At 48.3% G+C, this 12,949-nt stretch carries 7 protein-coding genes and 2 pseudogenes; 2 read left to right on the forward strand and 7 right to left on the reverse strand.

Translation table 11 applies throughout. The annotated features are described in order from the left end of the window. Positions 1 to 8: 8 nt before the first annotated feature. Complete coding sequence (locus GCU39_RS10410; protein ID WP_152393443.1) at positions 9 to 1,457, reverse strand: spore germination protein; 1,449 nt, start codon at positions 1,455 to 1,457, stop codon at positions 9 to 11. A 156-nt stretch (positions 1,458 to 1,613) separates the two neighbouring features. Between GCU39_RS10410 and GCU39_RS31940 the strand changes: the two genes are divergently transcribed. After that, positions 1,614 to 2,159: a PadR family transcriptional regulator gene (locus GCU39_RS31940; protein ID WP_227793528.1), complete on the forward strand. Its 546-nt coding sequence runs from the start codon at positions 1,614 to 1,616 to the stop codon at positions 2,157 to 2,159. Between the two features lie 13 nt (positions 2,160 to 2,172). After that, positions 2,173 to 2,535: a DUF4180 domain-containing protein gene (locus tag GCU39_RS31945; RefSeq protein WP_227793529.1), complete on the forward strand. Its 363-nt coding sequence runs from the start codon at positions 2,173 to 2,175 to the stop codon at positions 2,533 to 2,535. A 267-nt stretch (positions 2,536 to 2,802) separates the two neighbouring features. On the opposite strand, the pseudogene GCU39_RS32580 reads toward GCU39_RS31945, so the two are convergent. From GCU39_RS32580 to GCU39_RS10440, 6 genes and pseudogenes are all read right to left on the reverse strand, one after another. After that, positions 2,803 to 3,381 (reverse strand): annotated as a pseudogene (locus GCU39_RS32580) (chitinase N-terminal domain-containing protein); the annotation flags it as partial. Positions 3,382 to 3,666: 285 nt separating this feature from the next. Then, positions 3,667 to 7,350 (reverse strand): annotated as a pseudogene (locus GCU39_RS10420) (CBM96 family carbohydrate-binding protein); the annotation flags it as partial. Between the two features lie 231 nt (positions 7,351 to 7,581). Continuing rightward, positions 7,582 to 9,315 carry a DUF8769 domain-containing protein gene (locus tag GCU39_RS10425; protein WP_152393445.1) on the reverse strand — a complete coding sequence of 578 codons (1,734 nt, stop codon included), beginning with the start codon at positions 9,313 to 9,315 and terminating at the stop codon, positions 7,582 to 7,584. Positions 9,316 to 9,407: 92 nt separating this feature from the next. Further along, a complete protein-coding gene (locus GCU39_RS10430) occupies positions 9,408 to 10,994 on the reverse strand; it encodes an extracellular solute-binding protein (RefSeq protein WP_152393446.1) in 1,587 nt (528 codons plus the stop codon). 62 nt (positions 10,995 to 11,056) lie between these two features. Beyond that, positions 11,057 to 11,872, reverse strand: a complete 816-nt coding sequence (locus GCU39_RS10435) for a carbohydrate ABC transporter permease (protein WP_227793530.1) — start codon at positions 11,870 to 11,872, stop codon at positions 11,057 to 11,059. A gap of 79 nt (positions 11,873 to 11,951) precedes the next feature. Next, complete coding sequence (locus GCU39_RS10440; RefSeq protein WP_152393448.1) at positions 11,952 to 12,926, reverse strand: ABC transporter permease; 975 nt, start codon at positions 12,924 to 12,926, stop codon at positions 11,952 to 11,954. Positions 12,927 to 12,949 lie beyond the last annotated feature (23 nt).

Consider the following 12,949-nt stretch of genomic DNA (forward strand, 5'->3'; position numbering starts at 1 on the left):
CGCAAAGGTTAGTCGTCGATATTGCCCGTCCACAACGAAGATAGACGGAATGATTTCAAGAATTTACGGATGCTCTGTCCTGTCGCGGATAGACCCTTCGGCTCCGGCAATAGCAGGTCCTGACTTAACGTATTCGTTTGATGATTCGGATGAATGGGATAGAAATAAGGTTGCCCCAAACTAGTCTGACGAACTAAATGAATGGCCACGAGTACGGAGATCGATACGATTCCGATACTCCCCCATAAACCAGCAAAGATAACCATCGGATAGCGGACAAGTCTAAGCGTGCTGCTCATGAAATAATTCGGCGTTGCAAAAGAGCCGAGTGCGGCAAGCGCAACCAACATAATGAGAATATTGCTCGTAAAGCCTGCCTGAACCGCTGCTTGCCCGATGACAATACCGCCTACGATACCCATTGTCTGACCCACCTTCGTCGGCAACCTAGCGCCAGCTTCCCGCAGCAGTTCCATCGTAATCTCAAGAATAAGCGTCTCGAATAATGGTGGAAAAGGTACTTTTGATCTCGATTCAATAAGCGACACGAGCAAGGAGGATGGAATGATCTCATAGTGAAACGTCAAAGCAGCCACATAAGCAGGGGTTAAATAGACAGAGATGAACAATGCGAGCATCCGCAGGCAGCGGAGAAACGTCCCAATCCCCCACCCCATGTAGCGGTCTTCCGTGGATAAGAAAAAATCCGTGAATTCGCTCGGACCGATAATCGCTAACTGACTTCCATCGACGAGAATGATGATCTTGCCTTCCAGCAGAGAATGGCAAGCCAGATCAACCCGCTCCGTTAATAGCATTTGCGGAAATATGCTGCTGTCGTTGTCTTGAATGATATGCAGCAATTCGGCACTGCCTGTGACGTCATTATCTTGTAGACGCTCGATCCGCTGCCGCACCACGTTGATGCAGTGTTGTTCCACGCGATCAGACATGAACATCAGCCGAACCGATGTATGACGTTTGTTGCCGATCTTCAAATCCTCACTACTGAGTGTCGTGTCAGGGATGTTGGAACGCAGGAGCGCCGTACTCGTCTCCAGTGCTTCCGAGAAGGCGAGCATCGGCCCGAGGATCGTCGTCTCATTCTCCGGTGCGCTAATCTGCCGTTTGGGCAGGTTCGCCACGTTTGCCACGATGCCATACATGGGAGCAGCAATGTATGCCCATCCTTTCATGAGGAAAGGGACGGCAGCATCCATCGTATCTACTGACCGAACATCTCCAATCATCAACAAACGCATCACTTCTGCTTCATTTGTAAGCCATTTGGATTGCAGCAGCGGGCTTAAGACGAAATTGCTAAGGAGATCAATGTCTACCAGTTCGGGGATATAACACACGGCGGTATGGTTCGAAACAGCACGCAAGATGAAGTTCGTATGATCATGTAATCGCGAAGTCAATTCAGCCCTTAACGTCTCAACGAAATCCGTCATCGGTTACCACCCCTTTCCAGCCCAAATGGGAAAATCAGTTAAATTGTTCCCATCTCGATATGAAATCATGCAAGTCGTAGTTAGGGCAGCTAATTTACAATACGTTTAACATATGTTACTATTAACATAAATAATCAATCACATGGAGATGGAACGATGTCAATCAAGCATGCCATATTGGGAATTCTGAGCTGGAAGCCTTCAACGGGATATGAGTTAAAGAAAATCTTCGAAGACTCTACAACGATGTATTGGTCCGGCAACAACAATCAAATTTACAAATCGCTGGTTCAACTCTTGAATGAAGGTCTCGTAACGAATGAAGTCCAGCATCAAGAGAGCTCGCCGTCGAAGAAAATCTACAGCATTACGGAGGAAGGCCTTACGAGTCTGAGAGAATGGGTGCTTACGGAGCCCGAAGCGCCAGAGATCAAGAATAATTTCTTAATTCAACTCGCATGGGCCGATTTGTTAAGCGATGAAGAGCTGAACGAGCTATTCAGCGAATATGAGAATAAAATCAATCTCCAAATCGCTTACCAAAAGGAAAAAATGAGACGTGGCGAACATACACCCAATCGAAATCCACGCGAAGTCATGTTATGGAACAAAATATCCGAAAACCTGCTCTCTTCCTACTACAATGAATTGAATTGGGTGCAGGACATTCGGAAAGAGCTAGCAACAATACCAAGACAATAAGGTGGGATTTATCATGCAATACACCATAATTGAACATGCGAACAAAAAAATGGTGGAAGTTATCTCTTCCGATCCGCCGCTTCGAACTGAACAAGATGCGGTTGATGTGATTGCGGTAAACTTTGAACACGACACAACCCTTCTGCTGCTGCACTACCATGCGCTCGATGCAGATTTTTTCCAGCTTCGGACGAGGGTGGCCGGGGCGATGATTCAGAAGTGGATCAATTATCATGTGAAAACAGCGGCGATCATCCCTCAAGATCTTGTGAACCAAGGCAGGTTCCAAGAGATGGTCCTCGAGATGAACAAAAGAAGCAGCCAATTTCGCGTATTCGACTCCAGAGAAGATGCTGCGAATTGGTTGGCCAGCTAGAAATCAATGGATCACCAAATAACCCGCAAAGCCAGGGGCTTCACGGGTTATTTGGGTTGGCGAATGCTATAGTATATGCATCGATTCCAAACGGATCAATGACTATACGCAGTAGAGAGTTCGATACACGAATGGTGCCACCCCCGTACTCTTCGAAAATACGTGATTTTAATTAAGATCCGTTTGTACGTTGTTACGAATAAAACATCAAAAGGGCGCCCATACCACGCAAGGTATAGGCGCCTTTCGTGTCTGAATGGATACAGATTATTTGACCTTTACAGTGATCGCTCTGCTCGATGTCACGCCGGCTTCGTTCACAAGCTCGCATCGATATTCATATGTGCCCGCCGGTTTATCACGGATCTCTGTTACGGCCAATTGCGCTTGCGGCGTCTTAACTGTGAGCCTCTGGGTATCGATGAGCACGCCATTCTCATACAGCCGATACGTCGATCCATTCGTTCCCCACCACATGTTCATGCTCACGTTGAAGGTTCCATCTCCATCCCAGTTATCATGCGAGAGCACGGGGTAGCCCGGCTCGGCGTCGGTCACCCGTACAGTGAGTACGTTGCTTCGCGTGGTACCGAATGCATTTGTCAGTTCAGCGATATAGCGGTACGTGCCGTTTGCTTTGTATGTTACGGACGTGACAGTGGATTGGGCTTGAGGTGACGAATCTTTAAGTATTTGCGTATCGATGAGTTCATCATTCTCATACAATTTGTAAGTTGTACCGTTGTTTCCCCACCACAAGTTCATCTTTATTTCATAAGATCCATCCATTAATCCTGTATTATGGCCGTTATCACTTAATAGTACGGGCTTGCCTGGGACTCCGGTAGCGTTCGCCACGATGTTGCTCACCACCGCTGTCGCCGTACCCGTGTTCCCTGCTACATCGACGAATTTGAACGTGAAGCTTCCGTTCTCTACGAACGTGTAGCTGTCTGCTCCTCCGTTGTTCGTTATCGTAACCGGCTCGCTTGGCGTGATCGTGGCGATAACCGCCTGATTCGTAGGGTCCGACGTGCTATATGCTATCGTTGCCGTTGGCGCGGTCCTGTCTATGCGGAAGGTAATCGTCTGATCTGCCTCCACATTTCCTGCTCGGTCCGTCGATCGATACGTGATGGTATGTGTACCATCTTGTTCAAAGGTCAGAGGTATCGTGTACGGCAACCATATCTTCCCGTCGTCTAGGTTATATACCGTGGAAGCTACACCGGATTTATCATCGGTTGCGCTCAGTGTCGCCTGAACGCTACTCACATACCAACTGTTCCGTTCCGTCCCTTCGAGCGAAACGACCGTCGTCGGAGGGGTTACGTCAGTAACAATCCATTGCATGGAGCGAAACTTGGAAGATAGCTTCCCGTCTCCAATTCCTCCTCCCCATTCAATGAACCCTTTCCTACCGCTGCCGTCATTGTCATTGACCAGCAATGAGAAGCTGATGTTTCCATTCTTCTCCGGCTTAATCGGAGCGACTTCAGACCAAGGGAGGGATAATTCGTAAACGGTAACGTTCTGCTCTTGGTCTCTCTTAATGACTAGCTGACCATTCGTAATCGTCCCTTTCTTCACGCCCGGAGGTGCAATCCAGCTATAGATTTGTGGACCGTCTGGCGTTTGAGAAATTCCGAACTCGTACCAATACGGTTCTTCGCCCGGTAGGCCATTCGCAATGGCAAACTGAATGCTGTCGTTGTTCCAAATATCTGCCCCCGTAAGCGTCGATGAATGTACATTGTCCTTAACCTTCGCAGATAGATAGAGATGGTTCGCATCGTAGCTGAGCCAGACATTTCCGCTTAAATCTGCTGCCCCTTGATAGCCGGTCATTTTGACCGTACCCTTCGACAGATCGATCGGCGCTGCGCTGCCTGCCGTGTCCGGATCCAACACCCCATCAACCGTAACAGCCCTAAGGGGCACTGGATTGAATTCAGCAGTCCCTAAGTAGGTAAACGGATCGAAGCCATCGACATGAACTGTCACATTGATCGTGCTGCTAACGCCAAGGTTCATGGCAGCAAGGGGAAAAATCACGGAGGTAGATGCGTCGGCTGGAACCGAAGCATTCAGAACCTCCGATCCGGATTGGGTTCCGAACCGCCATTCTACTTTTTTAATCTGTATGGGTTTGGATTTGGATTCGTTCTTAATTGTAATCATGAGTGCTTTGCTGCTATCTGATTCATTAAGGATAGGTCGAACCTGAACGTTATACGATGGAAGTGTCGATGCCGAACTTCTCAACAGGCCGACTCTCTCGCTCCCATTCATCAATACGCCTGTAATAAGGCGAGTACCTGGTTCGTTACCACTCTGCACGCTGATCGTTTCCGTCGTTTTCTGACCGCTAGGCGTAGTCACCGAATAGTTCTGACCTTCTACAATGAGGTTGAAATCAAAGTCATCGGACATCTTGTTAACCGTCTCCAAGGCGAGTGACATCGAATCACCCGCGTGTGACGATTCACCTGTTAACGTAAATGTGGAATCCTTCTCAATGGCTGTAACTTCTCCGGTCACGTAATACGGTTCATTGCTTAATGTCACAAATACGTTACCGTTATACGGCGTGTATGTGTGCGTATTCCCCATCATATCTGTGATCTGAATCGGGCTTATCGTACGTATGACGACAGGAATCGATCCGCCTGTGGACCATACGGCCCGAACATCTTCACCGTTCTTGTCAAACCTGTAGCTTCGGATATCACTCTCCGTGGCATCCCGTGCAACGAACTGTGCGTTGTTCAACATCTTTGTCATAGTCGCAAAAGTCGTATAGGCGGGCTTCGGTGTTAGACTCCCTAACGGATCGTTCGGATTCCGCAAAAGGCCGAAATTATCTTCATTAATATTTTGTATCCCGTCATTGATCAGGTCATACCATACGACCTTCTCCACGCCGTTCGCGATTGCAACGACATAGGCGCGAAGCAAATAATTGGCTTGGGTCTTCTCATCCACGCCGCGGGCATCGAGCTCGGTTGGCCATCCGGTCTCATTAATCCAGATCGGCTTCAGATTCCCGTTATTGTACTTCCGAATCAAACTCTTCAAATCCGCAATCTGGATTTCATACCCTTCCGGCGCACCGGGATATAGATAGGGATGAATCGAGAACCCATCCATATATGACATGCCACCTAGCTTAAGCACATCTTCAACCCACTTGAGATTACCCACTGTCGATGTGCCAAGAACAGGCAATTCAGGGTACGCAGGTTTGATCGTCTCATACGTTTTCTTCAAAAGCGGAACATAGTATTCTGGTTTGGAATCGGCCGGCCCATTGCCGCGATCTCCAAAGCTGCCGTAAAATTCGTTGTATACTTCAACGGCATCCATCTGACTTTGGTAATGATCGACATATGCCTTCATGTAATTGGCGAATCCTGTCCGCCCGGCATCTGTATATGGGGTACTGTTATTGTCGTAATTGGGGTTCGTGTATCCGGATACGTATAGGAAATCAAAATCGTCTGCATCAAGCATATTCATGTAATAGTCCGGCTGAGATGTAAACGTGTAGATCCCCTGCTGTCGCTCGATGCCAGTCCACTCATAGCCGCCCCGCACCATGCGGATACCGGCATCCTTCATCAACTTCACGATATCAGGAGTCATGGACTGCGGAAAACGATGCAAATGCGTCGATACCCCGAACGGTGCATGCTCATTTCCTGATGCATCGCGAGGGGTGAGCACAGTGAACGGTGTCTTGATGAAAACGGGATCGCTACCCACCAGATCGGATCTGACATACAGCGTGAAATATCCATAAGTGGAATGCGGAACAGTCCATATCGCTTCATTCTGAACCGTCGGTGCCACGCCTTCCGTTACGAAAGATCCTTGATAATCGTAAACAGCCCATGTTACGGATGATCTTGCCGTCTGGACTTTGAACTGAATCGACTCACCGTTCGTATAGACATTCCCTGGACGGGTCTGTATCAGCTTCGTCGTTGGTGTCGTTGCTGTAACATACGGACCATCATTGCTCCATTGATTTTGAACGTTACCAGCCTCAACTTTGAACGTATATAGCTGACCAACCTGTAATCCCGTTACTGTATAAGAAGTCGTTGATCCATTCACCGATCCAATCAAGCTGCCATTGCGATAAACTTTATATCCTGTTACACCAGCTGAGTCGGTCGCGGCAGCCCAATCAAGTTGAAGACCATTCTCTGTCATGTTCGAGACGCTCACACCCACGCCGCCTTGCCAACTCGGCGCATTTGCATTCGCCCTGTTGGGAGAAATCTCTAGGTAGGGTTGGTTGACGATGTTCTCCTTGCTGTTGATGGAGACCGCATGGCCTTGCGCCGCCTGCTGAATCAAGGCTAGGCTTGCTATACCGTCCGCAGCCCTTTGCTGTTTGACGAAGGCTGTTACGTCCCATTCCTGCCAACTTGCCGTCTTGCCAACATTGGCAGATGCCAAGTAATGGTCGATGTTAGGTTTATTGTTCCAAGTCACCGTCTGCTCTTCCCAAGTATCGTCCTCCATGCCGTACGCTTGAACGCTGATCGTCGAATTCTCCGAATCGACGGCGTATAGCTTTAATTTGGCTGTGCCAATTTCCCCGGCAATGGAGCTAAGATCGAATTTCAAATAGGCTTGCCGATTTAAATTATTGTCTGCGTTAAAATTTTTGACAAGAAGCTGCGTTGAGGAACCAAAGTTCTTACTCGCATTCCCGCCAGCGTTGACGTATGTATCTTCGATCGGACTCAATTGGACTGCCGATAGAGCGGTAGCAGTATCGGCAATAGATGCCGCTGCGAACATCGGCGTATGCCATGGCAGAACAAGACTATGTAGTAGTGCTAACGACAAAGATAATCCCAAGATACGAATAGACGTTTTCACTGACCTATTATTGATCACCCTTCTCACCTCAATCGTGTATTGTTCATCAACTTGTTTTCACGTTCACAAACTTCGTTGTCAATTATATTGTAAACGCTTCCAAACGTGCTGATAATGATTACCCTTTGGTCCTTACGTCCTTCCTATTTCCTAGTTGTGAAATAACACATCCCGTGTTGCTGGCTTCTTCGTAAGTTTCAACGTGAGCGACTGGTCTGGCGACTCTAGCGACGATTGAACGGCATGTTCCGAGACAGTAACCGATGTGGCACGATCAAGACACTGGTCAGGACCGCAGAGCGTCAATGCAAACAAGAACAGAGCTTCCTCCATGGCATGGAAATCAATTTCTGCCGGTTCTCCTTCGTACAGGACATAATCCAAGCTGACAACCGGACCCTCCTCGATCAATTCCCAGTGGAACGCGCTGAATCCATCCATTGCGCCATACAATGCCTTGACTGATAAGGTCGTCTCCCCAAGGCTCATTTGGAATGCATCTTCGCCCATCTGCTTCCATGCAGGTACTTTACCGGTACTTCCAATTTCAATCCTGATTCGCAAGTCCGAAGCGGTCATCCATCCATGAATAGGATCCAAATTCACATGTGTATCTCCGCCGTCCAGTGCAAACTGAATGCCGTACAGTACGGAAACTTGCTCCTGCGAACTTGTATACACGGCCGAGCAAAAATCGTACCCGTCGTGCAGCACCCTTAGCTGGATATAACTCTGCTCCTGATTCCCGGTGTGAACGTAACCCAGTAGATTTCGGCACTGCTTCCACATCACATTATGATTGAACGTGCCAAGCGTGAACTCAGGAGTCATGTACGTATAAGCCGTCCGCGTCCGGAACTCGTGATATGGAGGCAAATCCTGTCTCAGCTCCCGCACATCGATGCTGGTGAACAGTCCATGGAGCCGCTTCGGACAGACGATGCCTTGCGCATACCATTCCAGCCCATATACGAACTCATCATCGCTCACAAATAGCACTTCACCTTTGCAAGCCATCTGAAGGAAAGATAGGTGCGAGCGCCCTAGAAACGTCTGATAGGAACGAGCATGCGGTCCGGACCACTGCTTCAGCTGCGGATGAAAATGTTCGGCAACCGTCAGCCATGTCGCATCTAACAGCTCATTCGCCAATCGCTTGGCCTCTACCGTGTTCGAATACGTCACGAGTGCGGATAGTTCCAGGATCGCCACCGTACTGTAAGCCGGACTATTATACTCCAGAAATGCGCCGGTCTGCGTGGAGTAATCGTACAGCCGCTGGAGACGATCTAAGCCATACTCGAAATAAGCACGATTCATTAATCGTTCGCCCGCGATCAACGTAACGAATGCCCCCATAATCGCGATATTCGTATAATCTGGACCCACATTGCGTTTGATGATGGCTTCGCAGCTATGACAGATCGCTTGGCTTGTTAATTGCTGAAGATCGGCCGGGAGTCGGTTGCTATGCCGCATCAACACCTGCAGCAGACGCCTTCCGATGAAATCGGCCCAGTTCCAATCGGGCGGTGACATCATGGACAACGGCTCTTCAAAGTACCAAGACCATATCCCGTAGGTAGGCGAATCCGCCTGTTGATCCTGAAGGATTAGGATGGTTCGCAGTATTTCGAATGCCCGATCGAGATAGGTGTCCTCATGGCTATCCAGAATGGCTAGGGCATAGTCAAGCGAATCTCGTATGGGGTGAACATATTCTACATTTCTAAGCTTCGTATGATACCCAGGACTCGTGAACGGTGTGCGAAGCATCTTGATGTCTTCATTGTAATTCACATGATTCGGTTCCAAAGCTTTCTTGAGGAAGGGAAGCCACTGGGTTTCCTCCTCGTATATGCTGCTGTAATTCGTGCTCGACATGTTTTTGCCTCCTTATCTTAACCTGGTTGCGGGATGCTTCTGGTCCTTTAAGGCATTCAGAAGCATACCTACCGGGTATTCCAACGGCATTTCTACTTCAGATTATCTTTGTTGGCGTCATACCACGCTTGCGCGAGTTTCTCCACATTATCGCCGCCAAGACGCTTCCATTCTTTCCGCAATTCGTTCAGACCTTGCTCAGGTGTCATCGAGCTTCCGCCGGTCACGACCTTAGCTTCAATCTGTTGTGCGATCGGATTAAATGTCGCGATTAATTGGGTCAATTCAGGGAAATCCGGATTAAACGGAATATCTCTGCGGTATTTATTTTTCATGACCAACTCTAGTGACTTCCCTTTTTCCTTGGCATAATTTTGAGAAATTTCATCTTTAGAGGCCATGGCGAGGAAAGTCTCCGGTTGCAACACGTTATCGATCATGATGGCATATTCAAACGCATAGGATACTTCCTTCTTGAATTTTTCTGGATCGATTTTCTGCCGGACGCCGTCTACCATGTTAAAGTGGACGTTTTCTTCGCCATACTTGAGCGGTACCCAGCCATCCTGCAGCATCCAATCGATAAATTGAATCGCTGATTTGATCTGCTCTTCATTCATCTTGCTGTTGAAAGCAGTGAATACGCTTGGCGGGGCCTCTTGGTACAATCCGTTTTTGCCGTATTTGCTGCTAAGCGATTCGAGGGGAACCAGCTTCGCTTTGGGATCGTTTTTCACCACGTTGTTATTCAACTCTTCGATATCCCAGTTACCAAAATAAATACCCGCTTTGCCTGTCGTCAGTAGTTGACTTGAGCGCTGGAAATTCGTATCTGTAATATATTCCTTATCGATCAATCCTTCGTCGAAGAGCTGCTTCTGGAAAGTTAACGTATCCACATAGCGGTCGAGCGTTCTACCGAATTGCAATTTGCCATCCTCGACGTACCATTGGTTCTCGCTTGTAAAAAAGAAAGCTTGATCAATCGAGTTGGCACTCACGCTTAATGCGATCGGCACGGTGTCTGCTTGACCATTGCCATCCGGGTCCCCATCCTTGAATTTGCGAGCCACATCGATAAATTCTTCCAGCGTTGTCGGCGCCTTCAGTCCGAGCTTATCCAGCCAGTCTTGACGAATCCACATCCCATGATTGGCAAGCGTCTCACGTACGAACGATACTGCATATACTTTCCCGTTAAACTTCAAGTAAGGCTGCAGCTCGGGATGCTTCTCCAGATACGCTTTGTACGTCGTGCTGTACTTGTCGATATAATCGCCAATGGGCTGGATTGCGCCTTGATTCGCCAACTGACTAATGTAATTCCGATCGTATTCCCAGATCAGATCAGGTGCCTCGCCGGCTGCGATTAACGCGTTCAGTTTCGGCTGAGCTTGGTTGCGTGCAACGGGTACCCATTTCACATTCACGGGAGATTTCTCATTAATCCACTTCGTCCAACGATTATTCTCGTACGTTCCTTCTTCTGTAGGTACTTTCCCGCGATCGAACATCGAAATGCTAATTTCCTTCTTAGATTCCGCATTGACCGTGGTAGGTGAGCCAGTCGAACTAACCGGCTGCTCCGATGCGGATTTGTTCGAGGTGCATGCGACCAGCATCGTCACAGACACTGTGATCACCATCAGGCTCGTCATGGCGTGTTTCAGCTTTTTCATCGTTTCATCCCCTTTATCATATTGATCTATATCAAGAGCCTTCGGCCCTGTGATATCTGCCGTCAGCCCTTGACCGACCCAATAAGTACACCTTTGACGAAATGCTTCTGGAGGAACGGATAAATGCACAGGATCGGCGTGACGACGATGACGACTGCTGCCGCCTTCAGTGCCTCTGGCGTCAGAAGAACCTGCTCCAACGCCTCATTCCCTCCCATATTGTTCAGTAGGTTACTGTCCACCAGACTGATCATCTGATACAGCTTAACCATGACGGTCAGCTTCGTCGATTCTGTGATATACAGCATCACGTTGAAGTAACTGTTCCACCATCCAACGGCATAGAACAGGGACAACGCCGCCAAAATCGGCTTACACAGCGGTAAATAGATTTGCAGCAGGATTCGCAAGTCACCAGCACCATCGATGGATGCCGACTCCTCAATTTCCTCCGGAAGTCCTTCCATGAACGTCTTCATCACAAACATGTTATACGTACTGATCAATCCCGGCAGCCAAATGGCCCAATACGAATTCATAAGCCCAAGTGATTTAATCAATATAAAATTAGGAATCAACCCTGCGACAAACAACATGGAAATCGTAATGCATAGGAGTAATCCATTTCGACCCACCAATCTTTTTCTTGAGAGCGGATAAGCCGCCATGATCGTCATGATCACGTTAAACAAGGTACCGACAATCGTAACGATAATGGTATTTCCCATCGCCATGATGAGCTGTCCATCATCGAACAGCCGACGATACGCAACCGTATTGAATTCGATCGGCCACAAAAACACTTCGCCGGACGTAATCGCCCTGCTGCTGCTGAGAGACGCCACGATTTCGTACCAGAACGGGAATAAGGTTAACAACGAAATACCACCTAGGATTGCGTAAGCGCTTACGATTGTGAGTTTATTGAAGATTCTTCTTTCGGTTCGTATCATCGAATCACCACAGCCCCCGTTCCCCGAAAAGTCGGATCAGGCGATTGACGCCGAGAACGAGAATGACGCCAATAACCGATTGGAACAAACCGATGGCCGTCGTGTAACTGTAGCTCATGTTCTGAAGTCCTACCCTGTACACATACGTACTAATGACATCCGCTACATCCAGTACGGAATTATTCTGATGGACAAGCGTCTGTTCCAAGCCGACGTCCATCATTTGTCCCATGCGGAGTATGAGCAAGATGGCAATCGTACCGCGGATGCCAGGCAACGTGATATGCCAGATTTGCCGCAGCTTGGCGGCACCGTCGATCTTGGCTGCTTCATAGAGCTGAGGATCAATTGAAGCCATCGCCGCCAGATATAGAATCGTTCCCCAGCCGGCTTCTCGCCAAATCCCTGCGATCGTATAGGCAATCGGCCACCAGAATGAATCGGCCATGAAATAGATGCTTTCTCCGCCGGTTATTTTCTTGAGCAGCAGATTCACGATCCCCGTACTCGGCGATAATGCGGCAATGACAATGCTGCCTAGCACCGCCCATGACATGAAGTGGGGAATGTAGAGCATATTTTGCACGATCCGCTTATACCAGTTCCGGCGAACTTCATTTAATAGAAGAGCGAGTATGATCGGAACGGGGAATCCGAACACCAGACTGTACAGGTTAAGCATGAGCGTGTTCCTCAGGATCCTCCAAAAATCCGAGCTAGCGAATATCATTTGAAAATGTTTGAATCCGACCCACGAACTGCCGAATACACCGTCCGAGAATCGATAGTCTTTAAAAGCAATGATCTCTCCGACAATCGGAACGTATTTAAAAAGAAAATAAAAACAGAAGACAGGCACAAGCATAAAATATAAATATTTGTCCCGCAGCATTCTCCTCCAGATCGGACGCCTGGATAGTCCATTACGTACGGCATGTGATCCGGTCTGCGATTCCGCTGTCGCTAACCTCCCTTTCATAAGTCCTCATCCTTTCGTATCAT

The organism is Paenibacillus guangzhouensis, assembly GCF_009363075.1.
In the GTDB taxonomy this organism is placed as follows: domain Bacteria; phylum Bacillota; class Bacilli; order Paenibacillales; family Paenibacillaceae; genus Paenibacillus_K; species Paenibacillus_K guangzhouensis.